Annotated in this window: 21 protein-coding genes and 2 tRNA genes; 4 read left to right on the forward strand and 19 right to left on the reverse strand. The window is 64.3% G+C overall.

What is annotated here, in order from left to right:
- Positions 1-17: 17 nt before the first annotated feature.
- Positions 18-821, reverse strand: a complete 804-nt coding sequence (locus QA649_RS40420) for a substrate-binding domain-containing protein (RefSeq protein ID WP_349254056.1) — start codon at positions 819-821, stop codon at positions 18-20.
- A gap of 389 nt (positions 822-1,210) precedes the next feature.
- Between QA649_RS40420 and QA649_RS40425 the strand changes: the two genes are divergently transcribed.
- Entirely contained in the window at positions 1,211-3,700 is a 2,490-nt protein-coding gene (locus QA649_RS40425) for an EAL domain-containing protein (protein WP_283022021.1), read from the forward strand.
- Positions 3,701-3,799: 99 nt separating this feature from the next.
- Here the strand turns inward: QA649_RS40425 and QA649_RS40430 are convergent.
- The 9 genes from QA649_RS40430 to QA649_RS40470 form a co-directional block, all read right to left on the reverse strand.
- Positions 3,800-3,875: transfer RNA gene (locus QA649_RS40430), tRNA-Phe, on the reverse strand.
- Positions 3,876-4,061: 186 nt separating this feature from the next.
- Positions 4,062-4,244, reverse strand: coding sequence for a DNA gyrase inhibitor YacG (gene yacG, locus QA649_RS40435; RefSeq protein WP_283022022.1), 183 nt, complete (start codon positions 4,242-4,244; stop codon positions 4,062-4,064).
- A 152-nt stretch (positions 4,245-4,396) separates the two neighbouring features.
- Positions 4,397-5,026, reverse strand: a complete 630-nt coding sequence (locus QA649_RS40440; protein ID WP_018646418.1) for a Maf-like protein — start codon at positions 5,024-5,026, stop codon at positions 4,397-4,399.
- 155 nt (positions 5,027-5,181) lie between these two features.
- Positions 5,182-5,649, reverse strand: coding sequence for a low molecular weight phosphatase family protein (locus QA649_RS40445; RefSeq protein WP_283022023.1), 468 nt, complete (start codon positions 5,647-5,649; stop codon positions 5,182-5,184).
- Between the two features lie 5 nt (positions 5,650-5,654).
- The gene (locus QA649_RS40450) at positions 5,655-6,152 is read right to left on the reverse strand and encodes a UPF0262 family protein (RefSeq protein ID WP_283022024.1); all 498 of its coding nucleotides are present in this window, start codon (positions 6,150-6,152) and stop codon (positions 5,655-5,657) included.
- Positions 6,149-7,444 (reverse strand): histidinol dehydrogenase, encoded by a 1,296-nt coding sequence (hisD, locus tag QA649_RS40455; protein ID WP_283022025.1) that lies wholly within the window; start codon positions 7,442-7,444, stop codon positions 6,149-6,151. Before hisD ends, QA649_RS40450 begins: the two co-directional genes overlap by 4 nt.
- 269 nt (positions 7,445-7,713) lie before the next feature.
- On the reverse strand, positions 7,714-8,163 hold the full coding sequence (locus tag QA649_RS40460) for a DUF2948 family protein (protein WP_026312525.1): 450 nt from the start codon (positions 8,161-8,163) through the stop codon (positions 7,714-7,716).
- Between the two features lie 81 nt (positions 8,164-8,244).
- A complete protein-coding gene (locus QA649_RS40465; protein ID WP_283026208.1) occupies positions 8,245-8,904 on the reverse strand; it encodes an NAD-dependent epimerase/dehydratase family protein in 660 nt (219 codons plus the stop codon).
- Positions 8,905-8,930: 26 nt separating this feature from the next.
- Entirely contained in the window at positions 8,931-9,869 is a 939-nt protein-coding gene (locus QA649_RS40470; RefSeq protein WP_283022026.1) for an SDR family oxidoreductase, read from the reverse strand.
- Between the two features lie 83 nt (positions 9,870-9,952).
- Here QA649_RS40470 and QA649_RS40475 point away from each other — a divergent pair, with 83 nt between their 5' ends.
- On the forward strand, positions 9,953-10,594 hold the full coding sequence (locus tag QA649_RS40475) for a TetR/AcrR family transcriptional regulator (protein WP_283022027.1): 642 nt from the start codon (positions 9,953-9,955) through the stop codon (positions 10,592-10,594).
- A gap of 46 nt (positions 10,595-10,640) precedes the next feature.
- Here QA649_RS40475 and QA649_RS40480 read toward each other — a convergent pair whose 3' ends face one another.
- The 5 genes from QA649_RS40480 to QA649_RS40500 all read right to left on the reverse strand — a co-directional run bounded on the left by QA649_RS40480 (position 10,641) and on the right by QA649_RS40500 (position 14,661).
- Positions 10,641-11,465, reverse strand: coding sequence for an alpha/beta hydrolase (locus QA649_RS40480; protein WP_283022028.1), 825 nt, complete (start codon positions 11,463-11,465; stop codon positions 10,641-10,643).
- Positions 11,466-11,590: 125 nt separating this feature from the next.
- The gene (locus QA649_RS40485; protein ID WP_283022029.1) at positions 11,591-12,097 is read right to left on the reverse strand and encodes a hypothetical protein; all 507 of its coding nucleotides are present in this window, start codon (positions 12,095-12,097) and stop codon (positions 11,591-11,593) included.
- Positions 12,098-12,280: 183 nt separating this feature from the next.
- The gene (locus QA649_RS40490; RefSeq protein ID WP_035706504.1) at positions 12,281-12,589 is read right to left on the reverse strand and encodes an EthD family reductase; all 309 of its coding nucleotides are present in this window, start codon (positions 12,587-12,589) and stop codon (positions 12,281-12,283) included.
- A 125-nt stretch (positions 12,590-12,714) separates the two neighbouring features.
- On the reverse strand, positions 12,715-14,421 hold the full coding sequence (locus QA649_RS40495) for an FAD-dependent oxidoreductase (protein WP_283026209.1): 1,707 nt from the start codon (positions 14,419-14,421) through the stop codon (positions 12,715-12,717).
- A 39-nt stretch (positions 14,422-14,460) separates the two neighbouring features.
- On the reverse strand, positions 14,461-14,661 hold the full coding sequence (locus QA649_RS40500; protein WP_283022030.1) for a hypothetical protein: 201 nt from the start codon (positions 14,659-14,661) through the stop codon (positions 14,461-14,463).
- A 314-nt stretch (positions 14,662-14,975) separates the two neighbouring features.
- Here QA649_RS40500 and QA649_RS40505 point away from each other — a divergent pair.
- Positions 14,976-15,050: transfer RNA gene (locus QA649_RS40505), tRNA-Thr, on the forward strand.
- Between the two features lie 1,523 nt (positions 15,051-16,573).
- Here QA649_RS40505 and QA649_RS40510 read toward each other — a convergent pair.
- The 4 genes from QA649_RS40510 to QA649_RS40525 form a co-directional block, all read right to left on the reverse strand.
- Positions 16,574-17,050, reverse strand: a complete 477-nt coding sequence (locus QA649_RS40510; protein WP_283022031.1) for a cyclic nucleotide-binding domain-containing protein — start codon at positions 17,048-17,050, stop codon at positions 16,574-16,576.
- 172 nt (positions 17,051-17,222) lie between these two features.
- On the reverse strand, positions 17,223-17,882 hold the full coding sequence (locus QA649_RS40515; protein ID WP_283022032.1) for a ferric reductase-like transmembrane domain-containing protein: 660 nt from the start codon (positions 17,880-17,882) through the stop codon (positions 17,223-17,225).
- A gap of 12 nt (positions 17,883-17,894) precedes the next feature.
- Positions 17,895-18,398 carry a Twin-arginine translocation pathway signal gene (locus QA649_RS40520; RefSeq protein ID WP_283022033.1) on the reverse strand — a complete coding sequence of 168 codons (504 nt, stop codon included), beginning with the start codon at positions 18,396-18,398 and terminating at the stop codon, positions 17,895-17,897.
- A gap of 267 nt (positions 18,399-18,665) precedes the next feature.
- The gene (locus QA649_RS40525; RefSeq protein WP_192859540.1) at positions 18,666-18,842 is read right to left on the reverse strand and encodes a hypothetical protein; all 177 of its coding nucleotides are present in this window, start codon (positions 18,840-18,842) and stop codon (positions 18,666-18,668) included.
- Between the two features lie 250 nt (positions 18,843-19,092).
- Between QA649_RS40525 and QA649_RS40530 the strand changes: the two genes are divergently transcribed.
- On the forward strand, positions 19,093-20,100 hold the full coding sequence (locus tag QA649_RS40530; RefSeq protein WP_283022034.1) for an LLM class flavin-dependent oxidoreductase: 1,008 nt from the start codon (positions 19,093-19,095) through the stop codon (positions 20,098-20,100).
- Positions 20,101-20,119 lie beyond the last annotated feature (19 nt).

The following is a 20,119-nucleotide window of genomic DNA, read 5'->3' on the forward strand; positions in this document are numbered from 1 at the left end:
CGCCGAGCCCCGGCGCCTCACGGCTTGACGGGCAGACTACCGAGGCTGGTGATGACGTCGGCTGCTTTCTGCGCATCGGCAAACCGCAGGAAGGCCAGGGCGTCCGGATCCTGCAACGTATTCAAATAGATCAGCGCCAGCACCACGCTCGAGGGATAATCCGCGTCCGTCGGGTAGTGGCCGTCCACGCGAAGCACCGTGAGACCCTGTTCCAACGGCCGCGAGAAAGGACCGAAGCCGATCGCGCCTTGAACTTCGCGAACCGTCTCGATCGCTTCCTGTGTGGTCGTTGCTATCTTCGATTTCTCGGTGATCTCGAGATCATGCCAGCCGGGCATGCTGGCCCGTAGCACGGTGAGAGTGCTGTCCTGGTCCTCGCGCCGCACGACGCGGATGCGCATATCGGCGCCGCCCAGCTCCTTCCAATTCGCAACGCGGCCCGAATAGATCGCAACGAGCTGAGCGCTTGTGACGGCACTCACTCCGCAGCCGGGATGGACGATGAAAGCTGAGGGGAGACGGGCGATCGCCTTGTAGACCATCCCGGAAGCCGCTTCGGCGTCGGTCAGGCGGCGTGCGACGCGCCCTAAGATCGCCTTACCGGACCCCACGGCCGCGATGCCTCCGCCAGAACCGATGCTCGGCGGGACCTCAACCTGTGCCGATCCTTCCTGCTGCATGAAGCTCGCGGCGATGGCGCGCAGGACATCGATGCCGTCTCCGGTCCCGACGATGTCGAGCTTGCGTGTTTCGGCGCCAGCGGCATTCACCACCGCAAGGCAAAGGCCCAAAAGGGCTGCCATTATCCTCGAAAATGCCATTGCAGACCCCTTCGAACCACGAGGTGCACAATCTGGCAAAGAAACCTAAACCTTCTGTTGTCGCAACGCCGTGCCTTTTGGAATCATCAGCGTGGCGAACAGAAAGTGAAAGTACACAATCTGATGGTTTCGAAAAACCAATTGGTAATTAACTAGGCACAAATAGACGAGAAATAGACGATTTAGAGGGTTTCACTCGCCTAAATTCGGCGCCTGGAAGACAAGTCAGTGGGGGCCTCAGCGAGCGACATTTGATCGGTCCCCGCAAGTTCAGGATGCTGGCAGTAGTGGCGACTGACACCGATATGACGAAGGCATCGAAGGCGCCGCTCCGCTGGCGTCGTTGGGCCGTTCCGTCCGGGGTTCCAGGTTTCCCCTCGTCTATCGCCATGCGCCTTGTTGCCGTCGTGCTCGCGACCGGCGTGCTCGGGCTCGGCCTCATCGGTGGCTTGACGGCGCTACGCCTGCAGCAGCAACTGGGGCAGCAGGCTGCGGCACTGGGTGAACTCTCGGAAGACCAGCTCGCTCATCGCCTCGACGGCGAGGCGCAGTTGGCGCGCGCGCGAATCGAGGTCCTCGGCGCAGAAACCGCATCACGCCTGCGTCAGATCGCTCAGCGCGCCGATGTCGCCAAGGCGGTCGCCTCGAACAACGATGTGACGATCCGCGAGCTGCTCAGCATAGTTGCTTCGACCTCCGGCTTCGAAAGGCTGATCGCCTTCGACGAAACCGGCCGCGTGATCGGTGCCAACACGCCCCTCGACCTCCTCGCTCTGAACGGGGCCATCGAGGGGACCGACCTCTCTGTCAATCTCAGGTCGATCCTCAAGCACAATAGCCGCTCGCACCCGCGGGGTGAGGAAGGCACCTATGAGCTCAAATCAGGTGAATTGTCAGCGCTTGGCCTGCCGCAGCGCCACACCATAGCGCACACCGCAATCGAGCCCGTGTTCGACGACTTCGGCGACCTCATCGGCGCGCTTGTCGCCATCCGACCGCTCGGGCGGACGGAAGGGACTCTCGAGAACTTCACTTCGCTAGCCAATGCCGGCGTGGTCATCATCACGGGAGACAACGAGATCGTGTCGTCCGCGGGGCCTGAAGGGGTGAAATTCAGCAGCGCCAGGACGCGTTTGGGCGGGCTGCAGCGCTCGGATGACGGCAACTACGTCGCGCGCTGTGTCGAATATGAGGCGACGCTCAAGGTGTGTACGTTCGCGAGCGCATCGCTCGTGACGACGACACGCGATCAGATGTTCCAGATCGGCGCCGCCCATACCCGTTCGCTGATGTGGCAGTTCCTGGCATCCGCGGCGCTGGCGCTCGGTGCCTTGGTCATCGCGCTATTGGTCGCCGTGAGGCACATCACGAAAGGGCTTTCGGCGCTCGCCAAGACCGCCCAGGAAATCGCGGGAGGCAATCTCGACGTTCCGTTCCGCGCAACGGGCATCGGCGAGGTTCGCGGCCTCGGCCTCGCATTCGAGCGAATGCTGACGCATTTGCGGGCCAGCACGCGAAGAATTCGTCAGCTCGCTTTCTACGATACGGTGAGCCGCATTCCCAATCGGGAGAAGATGCGCCTCGATGCGCCGGCGCTCATCGACGCTGAGGAAGGCGGAGCGCTGTTCTTCCTCGACCTCGATGGCTTCAAATCCATCAACGACACTTTCGGGCACAAGGCTGGCGACGAGCTGCTAAAGATGGTGGCCGAGCGCTTGAGCAATTTGCTGACGTCCAAGGTCGCTGCCGGCAAAAGTCTGCTCGCCCGGGTCGGGGGCGACGAGTTCGTCGCCATCATCGCCGGGGTGAAGACGGTCGAGGCCGCGAGCCTCTGTGCCCGCGAGATGATCGACACGCTGCAGGTTTCGTTCAAGCTCCAGAGCAACCATGCGACCATCGGCGTCAGCATCGGCGTTGCGATCTGGCCCACCCACGGCACGACCTATGACGATCTCCTGATCCGCGCCGACCTTGCGATGTACGTCGCGAAGAGCTCGGGACGCAATACCCATGCGTTCTTCACTCCGGATCTTGCAGAGGTCGCGCGTGCCCGGCATGCGCTCGAAACCGATCTCGCCTTGGCGATCCGCAATGAAGAGCTCATCGTCCATTACCAGCCCAAGGTGTCCTGCGTGGATGGCCGCATCGTCGGGGTGGAGGCGCTGGCGCGCTGGCATCATCCGAAGGAGGGCAACATTCCTCCTCAGCGCTTCATCAAGATCGCGGAAGAGATCGGCCTCATCATGGAGATCGACCGCTTTGTGCTCAGGCGCGCGCTCGCCGAAATCGGGGGCTTGATCCGGGCCGGCTCAAACCTCGTGCTCGCCGTCAATGTCGCAGCGACGGAAATCGAGGACCCGCTGTTCATCAAGGATATCGTCACGACCGTTCGCAAGGCCGACTTCCCGCCGCCACACCTCGAGATCGAGGTCACAGAGTCGGTCGCGATGCGCAATCCTGATGTCGTGCGCGAGAGAATAAGCCTGCTCAGGCAATTGGGCATACGCTTCGCAATGGACGATTTCGGAGCCGGCTATTCGAATCTTTCGACGCTGGCGAGGCTCCCCTTCGACGCCGTGAAGCTCGATCGCACGCTCGTCGCGGGTGTCGCGGAAGACCGCGAGAAGCAGACGATCCTTCGCCTCGCGCTCGGACTTGCGGACGAATTGGGGTTTGAAACGGTCGTAGAAGGCATCGAAACGGCCGAAGACCTTCGGTTCGCGGCCGAAAACGGCGCGACCATGGCCCAAGGTTATATTTTCTCTCCGCCGGTATCGCTCGAAGAGTTCACGGTCCTGCTCCAGCCGACCCTTTTGGCTTCGGCGGTCGAAGTGGCGCCCAGGCGACACGGAGCGGAGCGGCAGGCTGCTATCCGCTGAGGCGTCGGCGACGACACCGCCGCAGATGCCGATCGGGGACCGAACAGGCCTGCGAGAGCCCTGCAATGGCTCGCGGTTTTATACCGAATGGTGGGGAAATGGTGCCCAGGGGCGGAATCGAACCACCGACACTGCGATTTTCAGTCGCATGCTCTACCAACTGAGCTACCTGGGCGTGCTCCAAGAGAGGGGCCAAAGCCCATCGAGCGGGCGGTTTATAGTGGGCCGAGAGCTGCCTGTCCACCCACGCTTCGCCTTTGGCTTCGCGGGGGGTGGCCCGGCTGTGCACAAGGTGGGGCGGGCTGGCCGCGGCTGGCGCGCGGCGCATTGGCCATTCTCTTAAATAATTGAAATCATTTGACTATTCAACATCATCCGCCTCGTCGTCGCGGCCGGGGATGACGTAGGAGCCTTTCAGCCAGCGGTTCAGATCGACGTCGCGGCAGCGCGAGGAGCAGAACGGGCGGGTGGCCTGCGCCTGCGGCTTGCCGCAGATCGGGCAGGTTTTGAGCGGCCCGGCGGGCTTGTTGACCTGGTCGTCCATGAGATGCGCAGCTTACACGGGGTGAGGGAGTTCAAGCGCCTGTCGGCGAACGGGTTCCTGGAGCACCGGCGCGTGCACCGCCGCCCGGACCCGGCCAGGCCATTCTACTGTGCATGGGGTTGTTTTCGAGGTTTTTGTCGGCGGCCTGGCGCTCACACCGCAGTGGAGTTGAGCCAGCCGAAGCGGATCGGAAACCCCTCGCCGCCCAGCAGCGTCGTGGTCTCGTAGAGTGGCAGGCCGACCACGTTGGAATAGGAGCCGACCATCTTGACCACGAAGGAGCCGGCGATGCCCTGCACGGCATAGCCGCCGGCTTTGCCGCGCCATTCGCCGGAGCCGATATAGGCCTGGATGTCGTCCTCCGAGAGGCGCTTGAAGCGGACGCGGGTCTCGACCAGGCGCTGGCGGAAGGCCTCGCGCGGGGTGACGAGGCAAATCGCGGTGTAGACGCGGTGGTTGCGGCCCGACAGCAGCCGCAGACACTGCGCGGCTTCGTCGACGAGATTGGCCTTGGGCAGGATGCGGCGGCCGACCGCCACCACCGTATCGGCGGAGAGGATAAAGGAGCCGCGCAGCTCGTCGTCGAGCTGCACCGATTTGAGTGCCGCATCGGCCTTGGCGCGCGCGAGCCGGTTGGCGCAGGCGCGCGGCAGCTCACCCCGCCGCGGCGTCTCGTCGACGTCGGCCGGCCGGAGCGCGTCCGGCTCGATGCCGGCCTGGTTGAGCAGCGACAGGCGTCGCGGCGAACCGGAGGCAAGTACGAATTTGGGGCGGCCGAGCATCAGGTGATTTGGGGGATGAGGCAGGGGTGAATTGCGCGCGGAACCTATCGGAAGGGGGCTGATTTCACAACCCGGGAACCCGGACTTTGCTTATTCGAGGTGTCCGACATCGCTGTGCCCTCAGTCTGTGACGCGGGTGTTACGCCCGCCGGATGCTACCCGCTCGCCGCGCCGACCTTGGCAAACCGCCGGCGGATGCGCAGCAGGAGCTGGTCGCAAACCTCGCGGTAGGCGGCGAGCTTCTGGTCGCGGCTGCCCTCGATGGTAGTGGGATCCTGGGTCGGCCAGTATTCGACATCGGCGGCAAGCGTGCGGGTCAGCTCCAGCGCCTTGTGGTGCGCCTCCGGCGACAGCGTGATGATGAGGTCGAAATTCAGCCCCTCCCAATCCTCCAGCTCCTCGAAGGTCTGCGGCTTGTGGCTAGAGATGTCCTGACCGAGCTCGCCCATCACGGCGACCGCGAAGGGATCGAGCTCGCCCTTCCTCGCCCCGGCGGACTTCACGTAGAGACCTTGCGGAAACATGTGCTGCAGCAGGCTCTCGGCCATCGGCGAGCGCACGCTGTTCATCGCGCAGGCGAACAGCACCGATTGCGGATCGCGTGCGCGTGGCGGACCCGCCATCGCGCTTAGCCCTTCCAATGAAGGACGGTAATGAGCGTGAACAGCCGGCGCGAGGTCTCGAAATCGACCCGCACCTTGCCCTTCAGCCGCTCCTGCAGCGTGCGCGATCCCTCGTCATGGATGCCGCGGCGGCCCATGTCGATGGCCTCGATCTTGTCCGGTGTCGCGGTGCGGATCGCCTGGTAGTAGCTGTCGCAGATCATGAAATAGTCCTTCACGATCCGCCGGAACGGCGTCAGCGAGAGCAGATGCGCGACCACGGGCGATCCGTCCTCGCGGCGGATGTCGAACATCAGGCGGTTGCCGGTGATGCCGATATGCAGCGTGAACGGCCCCTTCCCGTCCGCGCCATCGGGCGCGAACAGGTTCTGCTCGATCAGGTCGTAGATCGCGATCGCGCGCTCATGCTCGATGTCCGGCCCGGAACGGCCGATCGATTCCTCGTCGAGGGTGACCGCGACGATGCGATTGCTGGAGTCGTCCTGTTCGGGCGGCTTTGTCATGACAGATTGAGGCGCAATCCAATCGAGCGCGAATGGGCATCCAGTCCCTCCGCCTTGCCGAGCGTCATCGCGGCAGGTCCCAGCGCGCGGAGCTGATCCGGGCCGCATTTCAGGATCGAGGTGCGCTTCATGAAGTCGTGCACCGACAGGCCTGAGGAGAATCGCGCCGAGCGCGCCGTCGGCAGCACGTGGTTGGAGCCGCCGACATAGTCGCCGATCGCCTCCGGCGTATGGGCCCCAAGGAACACCGCGCCGGCATTGCGGATCTTTGCCGCGAGCGCGTCGGGATCGACGGTCATGATCTCGAGATGCTCGGCCGCGATCGCGTCCGCGAGCGGGATGGCGTCGGCGAGATTCTTCACCATGATGACGGCGCCGAAATCGGCCCACGAACTGCCTGCGATCGCCGCGCGCGGCAGCGTCTTCAGCTGCGCCTCGACGGCCTTTTCGACATCGGCGGCAAGCCGCGCCGAATCGGTGATCAGGATCGATTGCGCGCTGGCATCGTGCTCTGCTTGCGCCAAGAGATCAGCGGCGATCCAGTCGGCGTTGCCGGTGTCGTCGGCAATCACCAGCACCTCGGAGGGACCGGCGATCATGTCGATGCCGACCTTGCCGAACACCAGCCGTTTTGCGGCGGCGACATAGGCATTGCCGGGCCCGACGATTTTTGCGACCGGCGCGATGGTCGCTGTGCCGTGCGCGAGCGCGGCCACGGCCTGCGCACCACCGACGCGGTAGATCTCGGTGACGCCGCCGAGATGGGCTGCCGCCAGCACCAGCGGATTGAGCTTGCCGTCTGGCGAGGGCACCACCATCACGAGGCGCGCAACGCCAGCGACCTTCGCAGGCACCGCATTCATCAGCACCGACGACGGATAGGCCGCGGTGCCGCCGGGGACGTAGAGGCCGGCGGATTCGATCGCGGTGTAGCGCCAGCCGAGCTCGACGCCGAGTGGATCGGTGAAGCGCTCGTCCTTCGGCAGCTGGCGGCTGTGGTAGGTCTCGATGCGGTCGCGCGCGAGCTTGAGCGCGTCCAGCGTCGGGGCATCGCAAATCTTCACCGCAGCATCGATCTCTGCAGCGGTGACGCGCAGGCCGGATGCATCCAGCTTCAGCCGGTCGAATTTTGCGGTGGCCTCGAGCAGCGCCGCATCGCCCCGCTTCGCCACATCGTCGACGATGGCGCGCGCGGCGGCCTCCACGTCGGCCGAAACCTCGCGCTTGGCGGCGAGGAAGGCCGCGAATCGCTGGTCGAAATCGGCGCTGCTGCGGTCGAGACGGACGGGCATTTTGGCTTGGCTTCCGGCTGGTCTTTGGGGCGGATTGGCTCACCCGGGCCCCCTGCTCAATGGCGCGGCGGCCCCCCGCCGTCAACCCTTGGAAGGTGTCGTCCCGGCCTAGTGCGCAATTGCGCACGGGGGCCGGGACCCATATCCACCGGCGGTAATTATTGGGCATATCGGAGCCCCATCTCGTTTCAACAACAAAGCCTTGGGGTTATGGGTCCAGGCCCCCGTGCGCAATCGCGCACTAGGCCGGGACGACACTGTAGGCCACCTCACCCCTCCCCTTCGACCTCCACGCCCGTCCCCAGGTCGTCCGCACCCAGATCCGTCAGCTCGCATTCCAGGCATTCGACGTCGAGGCGGATGGCGCCGCCCTGGGCGAACAGCAGGAGGGCGCTGCCGCCGGGCTCCTCGGCGCGGCCGTCCTGGGGGTGAAACTCGATGCCGACGAGGTCCAGAACCTTGTCCAGCGCGCCCAAATCGATATTGCGCGATTTGCAGGCGAGCACGCGGTCGAAGCGGAGCGCGGCGACCAGCCGGCGCGGCTCGGTCTCGCCGTCCAGGGTCTGCTCCCAGTCCAGCCGGCTCATTCCGACCACCAGGCGCTTCTCGCCCTGCCGCCAGATGATGTCCGAGGCCTGCACGCGGGCGTCCTGGACATGGGCCGAGATCACGGCGAGGTCGTCGGCATCGAGCGCGATCATTTTGAGCTGGGGAGACATCGCCGGCGCTTCTCCTTCAGGGCGGACGGGGCTCAACGCGCGCAGGCGCCGAAATTTCCTCACAACTAACGGGCCGGCCGGCTAGATGCTATTGATATCCTCCATCTCCAGCACCTTCCGTGGATACCCTTCCCGGGCAACATGGATCATGGCGCGGCCCATCTGCTCGGTCGAGGTGACGAGCCTGGGCGAAATCCGGCGCAGCACCGACCAGAGCGGCCAGGTTGCGGTATACACGGCCTGCACCCAGGCAGTCTTGGAACGGGCGCCGTGCAGCGGCTGGATTGCGCCGGGCCGGAACATGTAGGCGCCCTTGAACGGCAGCTTGAGGAGATCGTTCTCGGTCTTGCCCTTGATCCGGGCCCACATCCGCGACCCCTGCTCGGTGGAATCGGTGCCGGCGCCGGTGACGTAAGTTAAGGTCATCTGCGGATTGAGCCGCGCCAGCGTCGTCGCGGCCGCGAGCGTGAGGTCGTAGGTGAGGTGGCGGTAGCGCTCCTCGCTCATGCCGATCGAGGAGACGCCGAGGCAGAAAAAGCAGGCGTCGAAGCCTGTGAGCTCGGCTTCGATCGCTGAATAGTTCAGGAAGTCATCGTGGATGATCTCGGCGAGCTTGGCGTCGCGCACGCCGGTCGGGCTACGCCCGACCACGAGCACACGCTCGATCCCGGGATCGATCAGGCATTCGCGCAAGACGCCCTGCCCGACCATGCCGGTCGCGCCGAAGATGATCACGCGCATCGCGACGTCCCCAACAATGTCGCGGCTCATGCAGCGACCGCGATCTCGTCGAAGGATACACCGGTCAGCGTTGCCGAGACATCCCACAGCATCGCAGCCGCGGCAAAGTCCTTCGCCTGCGGCATGATCCGCGCAGGCGCGGGCGCCCCCTTCAGTTCGTAAAATCCGTTCGGACCGTAATAGCCGCCCGGTTCAGCACCGGGCGAGGTCGCCGCGAACAGCGTCGGCAACGCGCCCTCGGCCGCGGACTGGCTCATCAACGGCTGAAGCAACCGGCCGACCCGCCACTGGAATGTGTTGGCGCCCGGCCCGTTCGAAATGAGATCGGTCCGCGCATAGCCGGGATGGGCGGCAAGGCTCGTCACACCCCAGCCGGCGGCGAGGCTGCGGCGCTGCAACTCCAGCGCAAACATCAGCATCGCGAGCTTGGACTGGCAATAGGCCCGCCAGGGACGATAGGAATGCCTGCCTTGCAGATCGTCAAAATTGATCGCGCCGGAGCGGTGCGCAAGGCTGGAGAGATTGACGACACGCGGCGCCTTCGCCCGGCGAAGCTGCGGCAGCAGACGCGCCGTCAGCGCGTAATGGCCGAGATAGTTGGTGCCGAGCTGCATCTCGAAACCATCCTCGGTCTGCTGCCGCTTCGGCAGCGCCATCACGCCGGCATTGTTGACGAGCAGATCGAGCTGCTCGTTGCCAGCGGCAAAGCGCCTGGCGAAATCGGCGACGGAGGACTGGCTGGCGAGGTCGAGATGCTCATAGGCGATCAAGGCGTTGGGAAACCGCTCGCAAATGCTCTCGATCGCCCGCAGGCCCTTTGCGTCGCTGCGCCCGGTGAGTATGACAATGGCACCGGCGCCCGCCAGCGCCATCGCAGTCTCGTAACCGAGCCCGCCGGTGGCGCCGGTCACGACCGCGGTCTTGCCGCTGAGGGAGAGAATGTCTGCCGTGGTCCAGTCGGTCATGCCGTGTCTCCGTTCGGCCTTACAAAAAGCCCGCGACGGGTCTAAATGTGCACTGAGTGCAAATTTGCAAGAGGTGAAATGATTTGAAGGCTTCGAAAGCGGTCAGGAAAGGCGCCAAGCCATTGTCAGCGGCCGCAAAATCGGCGCCCTCTGCCGGCCTGCGCCAGCGCAAGCAGCAGGAGACTCGCGAGCGGCTGACCCGCGCAGCGATGGCGCTGTTCCTGGAGCGCGGCTTCGAGGCCACGACCATCGACGACATCGCGGCGGCGGCCGACGTCTCGCGCCGCAGCTTCTTCCACTACTTCGCGTCGAAGGAGGACGTCGTTTCCGCCTGGCAGGAGGACGCCGCGGCCGCGCTGGTCACCGAGATCCTGGCACGGCCCGCGGAGGAATCCATGCTGACCGCGGCGGAGAATGCGATCGCAGCGGCAGTCAAGCGGATCGATCCCGCGGAAGCCGCCGCAATGTCGCGGCTCAAGCGCGACAATCCCGCACTCCACGCCCGCGACCAGCTCAAATACGAGAAGCTCGAGCGCGCGCTGGCGGAAGGGCTTGCACGGCGTGCGCGAAACAAATCGGACCAGCTGAAGGCGCGGCTCGTCGCGATGATCTCGACCGGCGCGATGCGCGTCGGTGGCGAGAGCTGGATCGGCGAGGGTGTGCGCGAAAAGCCGGAGGCGTTCGTGAAGCGCACCTTCGATGCGATCCGGGCGATATTGAAGTGAGCCGCTTACCCTCCCCTGGAGGGGGAGGGTAGGAGTCGCGTCCCGCTCACTCCTTGAAAAACGCCAGCAGGTCGGCGTTGATCGTTTCAGCGTGGGTGGTCGGCATGCCGTGCGGAAAACCCTTGTAGGTTTTCAGGATGCCCTTCTTGAGCAGCTTGGCCGAGAGCGGCGCCGAATCGGCATAGGGAACGATCTGGTCGTCGTCGCCGTGCATCACCAGCACGGGAACGTTGATCTTCTTCAGGTCCTCGGTGAAGTCGGTCTGCGAGAACGCGACGATGCCGTCGTAATGCGCCTTCGCGCCGCCCATCATGCCCTGGCGCCACCAATTCTCGATCACCGCTTCCAGTGGCTTTGCGCCGGGGCGGTTGTAGCCGTAGAACGGGCCCGCCGCGATGTCGCGGTAAAATGCGGAGCGGCCGGCGGCGAGCTGGGCCTGGAAATCATCGAACACGCTCTTCGGCAGGCCGCCGGGATTGGCCGCGGTCTGCACCATCAGCGGCGGCACCGCCGAGAGGATCGCAGCCTTCGCGACGCGGCTCTCGCCGTGACGCGCGATGTAGTGCACGACCTCGCCGCCGCCGGTGGAGTGGCCGACATGGATGGCGTTCTTGAGATCGAGATGCGCGGTAAGCGCGGCGAGATCGTCGGCATAATGATCCATGTCGTGACCGTCGGCGACCTGCGCCGAGCGGCCGTGACCGCGGCGGTCATGAGCGATGACGCGATAACCGCGCGTGACGAAATACATCATCTGCGCGTCCCAATCGTCCGACGACAGCGGCCAGCCATGGCTGAACACGATCGGCTGCCCCGCGCCCCAGTCCTTGTAGAAAATCTCGACGCCGTCTTTGGTGGTGATGGTGGGCATTGGAGGGCTCCTTCAGTGAGAATCGGTCCGGGGCCCGCGAGACGCGAGCCGACGAGGCGGAGATGGTCGTGCGACGATACGAGGTCGAGACCTCGCACCGGCCTGCGGCGATGAGAATCGTGTGATCAGGCAAACGCCATGGGCTTGTAGCGGCGCCAGGCCCCGATCGTCAGCACCACGAAGAACACCAGCACGATGCCCTGCACCACGGCAAACACCGGACCGGAGGGCGGCGCCGGCGGCACGGCGGGCGCAAGCGCGGCGAGTGCCGGCACTTTCAGGAACGACTGGATCACCAGCACGAAGACGTTGAAATAAAGCGAGATCATCGCGGTCACGATGTAGACCGGACGCCAGACGCCGGAGAGCTTCATGCCGTAGAGCGCGAGGCAGGCGACCGCGAGCAGCACCAGCGAGATGATGCCGATGATGTGCGAGGGCAGCAGCTCCTTGAACGGAAACAGGAAGCCGGTGGCGCTGGTGAGAATGGTGAACAGCAGGAAGATCGCGGTGAGGCCGGGCATCGACTTCGAGCCGAGCAGACCGAACATCACGACGAAGCCGGCGACGATCGCGATCAGGCTGATGACGACATGGATCAGTGTAATGGCAGACAGGCTCAATCCAAACATCTCACTCTCTCCATGGGGAAACAGCGAGATGGTATTACGGTCCTCATTGGATGGCTACACACGCAATGTCACAGGCTTGCGCACAGCCATGCGTCATCGTGCGAATCGACAAACGCATGGCTGAATTTTTTGCAGCGCTGTCGCAAACGACAGCAGGCTTTCGACGAAAGTTGAATCGATCCCTCACACGTCCTTGGTGTCGAAGATCAGGAGGTCGGCGCCGCCGCTGGCGAATTTCGGCACGTCGGCGCCGGTCGCCTTGCCTTCCGGACTGGCGAATGCGGCCTGGATGTCGGCCACGCTGTCGAAGGTGAGAATGGCGACGAGATGGATGCCGGAAGGACCTGCGGGAGATGCGACGGGTCCCTTGCTGACGGCGTATTTCTTCAGGCCGGGAAGCTTTTTCGCGAGCGGAATGTGCGTCTCGGCATAGTACTTGTCGAAGGCCGCAGCATCCTTGGGTGTTTTGTACAGCACGACGATTTCAGCCATTGAGTCCTCCCTTGGGAATCCTGTTTTTTCCGCGCGCGATTGGCCTCGCGACGAGTGGATAGTCTGTAGTTGTCGGCAAGATGGCAAGCCGGATTCGGCTTGCCATTCCCTTGCCTTCTCCTTGACTAAAGCGCCGGTTTTGCGGCGTCGCCGAGATAGCCGTGCAGGGAGGCCACGACCTGGGCGCCTTCGCCGATGGCGCCGCCGACGCGCTTGACCGAGCCGGAGCGGACGTCACCGACGGCGTAGACGCCGGGCACGGAGGTCTCGAGCGGCGCCACCAGCTTGCCCTGGTTCAGCTCGGACTGCGCGCCTGTGACGACGAAGCCGCCGCGATCGAGCGTCACGCCGCAGCCGTGCAGCCAGGAGGTGGCGGGATCGGCGCCGACGAACAGGAACAGGTTGCGGATGTCGGCTTCATCCTCATCCGTCGACAGCCGGCTCTTCCAGCGGACGCGCCGCAGCAACGAGGTCTCGTCGCCTTCGAGCGCGGTGATCTCGGTGTTGAACATCAATTCGATGTTCGGCGTCGCTTCGATGCGCTCGATGAGATAACGCGACATGCTGGCGCCCAGGCCGCCGCCGCGGATGATCATCAGCACGCGTTTGGCATGGCCCGACAGGAACACCGCAGCCTGGCCCGCCGAATTGCCGGCACCGACCAGCGCCACCTCCTCACCGGCGCAGAGCCGCGCCTCAACAGGCGAGGCCCAGTACCAGACGCCGCGGCCCTCGAACTTGTCGAGATTCGCGATCTCGGGGCGGCGATAGCGCGCGCCGCTGGCGACCACCACCGCGCGCGAGCGCAAGGTGTCGCCGCAATCCAGCGCCAGCGCGAAGGTGCCGTTGGCGCGCGAGCAATCCAGCGAGCTCACCGACATCGGAATCATGATGTCCGCGCCGAATTTCTGCGCCTGGGTGAAAGCGCGGCCCGCCAGCGCCTGGCCGGAGATGCCGGTCGGAAACCCCAGATAATTCTCGATGCGCGCGCTGGCGCCGGCCTGGCCGCCGAAGGCGCGGGTGTCGACGACCGCGACCGAGAGACCTTCGGAGGCCGCGTAGACCGCGGTCGCGAGCCCTGCCGGTCCGCAGCCGACGATGGCGACATCGTAGATGCGGCCGTCCTTGGCCCCGCCGATCATGCCGATGGCGCGACCGAGCTCGGTCTCGCTGGGATTGCGCAGCACCGTGCCGCCGGCCGTGACGACGAGCGGCCAATCTTCCGGCTTCGGCGAATAGCGCGCGATCAGCTCGGCGGCGTCATGCTCGCTGCTGGGATCGAGCAGATGATGCGGCTGGCCGTTGCGGGTGAGAAAGCCCTGCAGGCGCACCACGCCGGCCGAGTTCGACGGCCCGATCAGCACGGGGCCGCCGATGCCGCCCTGGATCAGATTGACCCGGCGCAGGATCAGCGCGCGCATGATGCGCTCGCCAAGCTCAGCCTCGGCCACCAGCAGCGCGCGCAGCCGGTCCGGCGGGACGAGCAGCACCTCGACATCGCCCTCGGCGCGGCCGTCGACCAGCGCCGGCCGGCCCGAGAGCTGGCCGAGCTCGGCCAGGAACTGCCCCGGTCCTTGATCGATCACCGGGGTGACGTGACCGAGACCGTCGCGCTGGGAGATGGCGACGTGGCCGGCCAGCACCACGAACATGCCGGGCCCGGGCTTGCCGGTCTCGAACAGGAATTCGCCGTCCTTATAGTGCCGGAGCTCGCCGAAATGGCGCAGGCGCTCGATCTCGACTTGCATCAGCGTCGGAAAGGTCTGCTCGGGACGCGTGAACTGCGCCATCAGCGCCTCCCGGTCGGTTCGTTGCACCTCGTCCTGCGCCATCGTCATTCCCGCTCATTTCAAAAATCTAGCTGCCGGTCTTCAAGCGCCGGTCTTGCCGGCGGTCCCCTCATTTAGGGAACCTTCGTCGTTCTGCGAGGGGTCAGCGCTTGCCGCGCGCTCGCGCGCCTGCAGCTTCCGCCGCTTCAGGTTCTCGCGCAGCGCCGATTTCAGCCGGTCGTCCCGGGATCCCCGGCCCTGTTTCGAACTCTGGCTCGTGCTCTTGTCGTTCCGGTCAGTCATCAAAAGTCCATCGCAGCGATCGGCCATAACATGCCCAACGAACATGGCAGCTCAAGAGGCGAGCGCGATCCGATCGTGCGAAACTCGAAATGGATCGAATCCGCCCCCCGGGCCAACTGGCCAGTTGGGCGGGATATCGCCCTCTAATCGGCGGAAAGTCGGCCGTTTCAAGCGAAAACGGGCATTTCGGCCCCGATATCGGCCCGATTTTCTCGTTTTGACGGGGCTAGCAAGCTTGCACAGGAGGGGGGCTTGTGGCAGATATCGGCCCGCTTGGTAGGCCCCTGTGGCGGCCGATTCTGATCCCAGCACATGCTGCCGTAGCTCAGTGGTAGAGCACTCCATTGGTAATGGAGAGGTCGACAGTTCAATCCTGTCTGGCAGCACCATTCTCTTCGTTCAATCAGACATGAATCGGCGTTCTCGCGGCATCTGACGCCCGAGTTTTGCTCTTCTCTTTCGCCCTCCTCTGTGAAGAGGGCGCAGGGAAGGCCGGGTGCCGGCTGGCACCCACGGTCCACTGTGCGAAAGCATACGCAAAAAACTTGCACAGCGGCATACAGGTGAAGCCCAACACACGGCCTTCCCTGCGCGATGGTTTGACGGCGTATGCCTGCTCTCCCCGGAGCCGAGTTCCTTCTGGCCTCCGTCACCTCGCGAATTGGCGATGCCTCCAGGCCCGGTTGAGCCTCAAAACATCTCCGCAAGGCTTGACCGTAGCAACGACGGTCAGGACCACATGGTTTTGCCGTACGCGTCGGCCCGGCTTCGCTTTAGTAGCTTCGCCGGACACCGCGCCGTCCGTCCGCACGGAGCAAGGACCTCACGAGGTTCATCTCGCCCTGGTCCCGCCTTCACGTGCCCGGCGCTGCCGCGTCCACCGCACCCCGATCCACGTTCGTTACGACGTACGATCGCCCCTCTCCGGGGACCGGGATGGCGGGATAGTGCCGCAAATCCGAATTTCGGTAAAGCGGAATATCTTTGCGGGAGGGGGTTGACGGGGTTTTGGCGGGAGGTGGGTGTTTTGCCCGACGGGTCAGATTGGCGTGCATTGAGAACACAGGCCGACACGTCCCAAGACCTGATTGTCCTCGTGGCTGTTGGGCCGCGCAGGTAAGGTTAATTCTTCCTTTCGATTGTCGGTAAAATTTTATCTATTATCGTCTTCTCATTCATGACGAACCAGAGGCTCCGATAGTGTTTGCGTTTTGCCTGATCGTGACTGGGACTGTGCTGCTTCTGTCGGGCTTGGTTGCCTTCGGCTTTCATAGAAACTCGCTGCACTCGATGGCGTTGCTGTAGCCGAGCCAGGCTTCCCTGCGTCCGGATCTCTCCGGCCACGACCTGAGCATACGCGGCGGGATTGCCGGCGCCTTCAGGGGACTTGCAGCGAAGCCACGAGTTGCGGCTCATCGACGCGCCTGAACCGCGGCCTACCCCTTACCGACACTCGAGCTGCTCAAGGCCTGCCCCATAGCGGACCATGCGCTGGCGAGCTTTTCGAGAAGATGCAGTCGCACTGTCCGTTTGCCCTCCATAGTGATAGTCTCATACCTCGCGTTCTGTCCGGGAGGACACAATGGGATGGTTTGACGGGCTGTTTGGAAGGACGTCGGCGCCTACGACCCCACTCTTTGCGAGATTCAGGCGGAAGTCACGGGCCCCGACTGATCCTGATCTTCTGAGGATTGCCAAGGACCGAAAAGGGCATGTCTCGAAGAGAGCCGTAAGAGACGAATATAATCGGCTGCTCCTGGAGAAGTACGCGCACGATAAGTCGTGACGTCCAGCTCGCAGGACGGGCGGAGCGGAGCCCGTAGGATGGGTAGAGCGAAGCGAAACCCATCAGCATGTCGCTCGTGACGAAACGTGATGGGTTTCGCAAGTGCTCTACCCATCCTACGCGTGATCAATTGCCATCATTCGCCCGCTGCCCGGCGAAGCGATCGTCGGAGCGGCGCAGCCGTCGGCACAGCTCGCGATTGATGTTCTGCAGGACGATCACATAGGCGTGGATATCGGCCTTGTAGCAGGCGTAGAGCTTTCGGGCCGTCAGCTCGTACAGCACGGTCGGGCTCTCCGTGACCACCGTGGCCGAGCGATTTTGCATTTCGATCAGCGTCATCTCGCCGAAGAAATCACCAGGCGCCAGACGGGAAATCGGGACGACGCTCCCTGAATTCGTGCGTTTGCTCACTGCCAGCCGTCCGGACTTGACGATGAACATTGACTGCCCCGGCTCGCCTTCGGCCACGACGATTGTTCCGGCATCGAAGCGGCACTCGACCAGCATCGAGATCAGGAGGTCGAGGCTCGGATCCGGAAGACCGCCGAAGAACGGCGTCGCCAGCAGGAACGCTTTCAGATCGGGGGCCGTGACAGTCATCGCGCAAGGATACGCCCCGTCGCTACTTGCGGCAAGCAGAGCAGATTGGCGCTGACAGCGCCCGGCATTGCTTGAAAGTCGCGTAGCCCGGATGGAGCGTGAGCGTAATCCGGGACCATCGGTCGCGAACGCAGTCGTCCCGGATTGCGCTTCGCTCCATCCGGGCTACGAACTATCCGGGCCGGCGCCCCGTGATCGCGTGTGCGCGCGCATCTCCGCGCAACGCCCGCCGCTTTCGCCACACCTGCAGGTCAATCATGACTTTCACGGTTGCCGCGAGGACGAGCGCGCACAGCGCCGCCTTCGAGATCGTCTCCATCGTGCCCTCGATCAGCAGGCAATGGACCACGCTGCCTGCGACGATGACGATCGCCAGCGGCATGTGAACGAAGCGCCAGGTTCGCGGCCGCAATCCCAAGCGCCGGCGCAGCAGAGCCAGCAGCGCGACGATGAAGATCGCCCACATGGCGGTCACGCCAAAGGGAGAGAACGGCGTCGGCGATGTGTAGGTCAGGGCGTCGATCATGTCGGGCGGGCTGGTGATCCAGAGGCCGGCGACATGGATCACGATCGCAAGGGCCAGCGCGCCGCCGATCCAGTGATGGGCGCGCCGTCCGCGATAGGCCGACAGCGGCGGCAAATAGCCGCCGATCAGCAGGGGCTGAACGAGCACGAGGCCTAGCGCAATGATGCCGGCAAATCCGGCGAGGATGTAGACCGGACCGCGCCATGCGAGCTGCTCGCTTGCCGCAGCAAGCGCGATCGGCACGCCGATGGCCAAGGCAAGAGCGGCCCAGATCAGGATCACCCGGGCCAATTTCCACCGCGTCATTCGCTGGCCCGGTCAGGCCGGCTGCAGGACGAAGTGCGCCTCGAGGCTGGTCTCCTTCGCGCTCCGCATCACCGGGCGCAGGAAGACGGTCTTGAACTCACCGCTGTCATAGGCGAGGTGGCCATGCGGCTGGCCGAAGATCGGAATGATCTGCGGCATCTCGAGCCGGAACTTGCCGTCCTTGTCGGTGAGCGTGGCGCCGTGACTCTGCGGCTCGTGCTCCTGACCTTCAATCGTATGCGCCCAGATCTGGATGCGCTGTCCGGCCATCGGCGCGCCGTCGCCGGCGCGCCGGACGGTGCCGCTCATCCAGAAGCCGCCCTTGCCGATGCGGTCCACGATCGCCGCGCCCTTGCGATAGTTGTTCGCTCCGCCCGACATCGACTCGGTCGGTGCGAGGCCGTCCGCGCGGGCCGGCAACAGCAGCCCGGGAAACCCGCTTGCGAAAACCCCGGTTGCGAGGACGGAGCCGCCGGCGGCGAGAAGGGTGCGGCGGTTGAAGACGACCACGGTCATGTCAGTTCCTCCTGGCGCCCAGGCAATGGCTTTGCTGAGGGTACAACAACAGGCGCAAAACGCCCAGTTGGGACAAAGGGCGCAACAGGTCGCAATAACAGTGTTGTGAACGGAGGTGCGGACCACTCAGACAGCTTCGTAGGACGGGTAGAGCGACTTGTCCGCCGTAGCTCAAAGGGCGAAGGCGGAAGCGAAACCCATCGAGGCCTTGCCTCGATGACGAAACATGATGGGTTTCGCAAGTGTTCTACCCATCCTACACGCTATTCAGCCACGCTTGCCCTGTTGTCGTTCAAGGCGGAGCCTTTGTGCTCTCATGCGTTTGATCTCTTCATTGAGAGCGTCGGTTTTTTCATCGAGGCGTGAATTCTCTGATTTCGGCTCGTCGCGCTGACGTATCTTTTCGAGCGCTTTCTCAACCGAGAGCTTGGTCGGATCGGCCATGATACCTCTCCAGAAGGACATCGAAGCAACCAATGTTGGAAAGCCAGGTGTCGAATGTTGACGTAAGTCAAGCCCACGCTGAAAGTCCGCTGGGTCAAAAACGTTGTCTGGGCGGTTCGCCGGTCACCCGCGACAATTCCGAATGGCACAATTGCGCCCGTGTTGAACCGACACCGCAACGCTAACATTCGGGCCCGACGGTATTACATATGGAGGCCCGGCGCGTTGCGCCCCTCACCGGTATCCTCGCATGATCCCCTTCTCCGTGCTCGATCTCGCGCCCATCCGTCAGGGCGGCGATGCGTCGCAGGCGTTTCGCAACTCGCTCGATCTTGCCCAGCATGCGGAGAAATGGGGCTTCAAGCGGTTCTGGTTGGCCGAGCATCACAACATGACGGGCATCGCGAGTGCAGCGACGTCGGTGGTGATCGGGCACGTCGCGGGCGGGACCAAGACGATCCGCGTCGGATCCGGCGGGATCATGCTGCCGAACCATTCGCCGCTGGTCATCGCCGAGCAGTTCGGCACGCTGGAGTCGCTGTATCCCGGGCGGATCGATCTTGGGCTCGGGCGGGCGCCGGGCACCGACCAGTTCACGGCGCGGGCGCTGCGGCGCGACCTTGCCACCACGTCCGAGAATTTTCCGCATGACGTGCTGGAATTGCAGGCGCTGCTCGGCGACGTGCAGCCGAACCAGGCGATCCGCGCCGTGCCCGGCATGGGGACCAAGGTGCCGCTCTGGATCCTGGGCTCGAGCACCTTTGGCGCGCAGCTTGCGGCCATGCTCGGCCTGCCCTTCGCGTTCGCCTCGCATTTCGCGCCGCAGATGATGATGCCGGCGCTGCGCGAATATCGCGCGCGCTTCGAGCCCTCGGCGCAGCTCGACAAGCCCTATGCGATGGTCGGCGTCAACGTGTTTGCCGCGGACAGCGATGCGGAAGCGCAGCGCATGTTCTCCTCGCTGCAGCAGCAGTTCATCAACTTACGCCGCGGCACGCCCGGTCCGCTGCCGCCACCGGTGGACGACATGGACGCGCTGTGGTCGCCGGCGGAGAAGGCGGGCGTCGGCCAGTCGCTGTCCTGCTCCGCGGTCGGCTCGCCCGGCGTCGTCGAAGAGAAACTGAAGGCACTGATCCTTGAGACCGGCGCGGACGAATTGATGACGACGGGGCAGATCTACGACCACGCCGCGCGGCTGCGCTCGTTCGAGATCGCAGCCGAGGTGCGCGACCGGCTGGCGGCGTCGCCCAATCGCTGAACCAGGCTCCGGCTGGAAC

Source organism: Bradyrhizobium sp. CB1717 (genome assembly GCF_029714325.1).
Classification (GTDB): domain Bacteria; phylum Pseudomonadota; class Alphaproteobacteria; order Rhizobiales; family Xanthobacteraceae; genus Bradyrhizobium.

Excerpts from the sequence above, each read along its gene's own strand:
- QA649_RS40420 (WP_349254056.1), bottom strand. The coding sequence starts at position 821 with ATGGCATTTTCGAGGATAATGGCAGCCCTTTTGGGCCTTTGCCTTGCG.
- QA649_RS40425 (WP_283022021.1), top strand. The coding sequence starts at position 1,211 with ATGCGCCTTGTTGCCGTCGTGCTCGCGACCGGCGTGCTCGGGCTCGGC.
- yacG (WP_283022022.1), bottom strand. The coding sequence starts at position 4,244 with ATGGACGACCAGGTCAACAAGCCCGCCGGGCCGCTCAAAACCTGCCCG.
- QA649_RS40440 (WP_018646418.1), bottom strand. The coding sequence starts at position 5,026 with ATGCTCGGCCGCCCCAAATTCGTACTTGCCTCCGGTTCGCCGCGACGC.
- QA649_RS40445 (WP_283022023.1), bottom strand. The coding sequence starts at position 5,649 with ATGGCGGGTCCGCCACGCGCACGCGATCCGCAATCGGTGCTGTTCGCC.
- QA649_RS40450 (WP_283022024.1), bottom strand. The coding sequence starts at position 6,152 with ATGACAAAGCCGCCCGAACAGGACGACTCCAGCAATCGCATCGTCGCG.
- hisD (WP_283022025.1), bottom strand. The coding sequence starts at position 7,444 with ATGCCCGTCCGTCTCGACCGCAGCAGCGCCGATTTCGACCAGCGATTC.
- QA649_RS40460 (WP_026312525.1), bottom strand. The coding sequence starts at position 8,163 with ATGTCTCCCCAGCTCAAAATGATCGCGCTCGATGCCGACGACCTCGCC.
- QA649_RS40465 (WP_283026208.1), bottom strand. The coding sequence starts at position 8,904 with ATGCGCGTGATCATCTTCGGCGCGACCGGCATGGTCGGGCAGGGCGTC.
- QA649_RS40470 (WP_283022026.1), bottom strand. The coding sequence starts at position 9,869 with ATGACCGACTGGACCACGGCAGACATTCTCTCCCTCAGCGGCAAGACC.
- QA649_RS40480 (WP_283022028.1), bottom strand. The coding sequence starts at position 11,465 with ATGCCCACCATCACCACCAAAGACGGCGTCGAGATTTTCTACAAGGAC.
- QA649_RS40485 (WP_283022029.1), bottom strand. The coding sequence starts at position 12,097 with ATGTTTGGATTGAGCCTGTCTGCCATTACACTGATCCATGTCGTCATC.
- QA649_RS40490 (WP_035706504.1), bottom strand. The coding sequence starts at position 12,589 with ATGGCTGAAATCGTCGTGCTGTACAAAACACCCAAGGATGCTGCGGCC.
- QA649_RS40495 (WP_283026209.1), bottom strand. The coding sequence starts at position 14,421 with ATGGCGCAGGACGAGGTGCAACGAACCGACCGGGAGGCGCTGATGGCG.
- QA649_RS40500 (WP_283022030.1), bottom strand. The coding sequence starts at position 14,661 with ATGACTGACCGGAACGACAAGAGCACGAGCCAGAGTTCGAAACAGGGC.
- QA649_RS40510 (WP_283022031.1), bottom strand. The coding sequence starts at position 17,050 with ATGACTGTCACGGCCCCCGATCTGAAAGCGTTCCTGCTGGCGACGCCG.
- QA649_RS40515 (WP_283022032.1), bottom strand. The coding sequence starts at position 17,882 with ATGACGCGGTGGAAATTGGCCCGGGTGATCCTGATCTGGGCCGCTCTT.
- QA649_RS40520 (WP_283022033.1), bottom strand. The coding sequence starts at position 18,398 with ATGACCGTGGTCGTCTTCAACCGCCGCACCCTTCTCGCCGCCGGCGGC.
- QA649_RS40525 (WP_192859540.1), bottom strand. The coding sequence starts at position 18,842 with ATGGCCGATCCGACCAAGCTCTCGGTTGAGAAAGCGCTCGAAAAGATA.
- QA649_RS40530 (WP_283022034.1), top strand. The coding sequence starts at position 19,093 with ATGATCCCCTTCTCCGTGCTCGATCTCGCGCCCATCCGTCAGGGCGGC.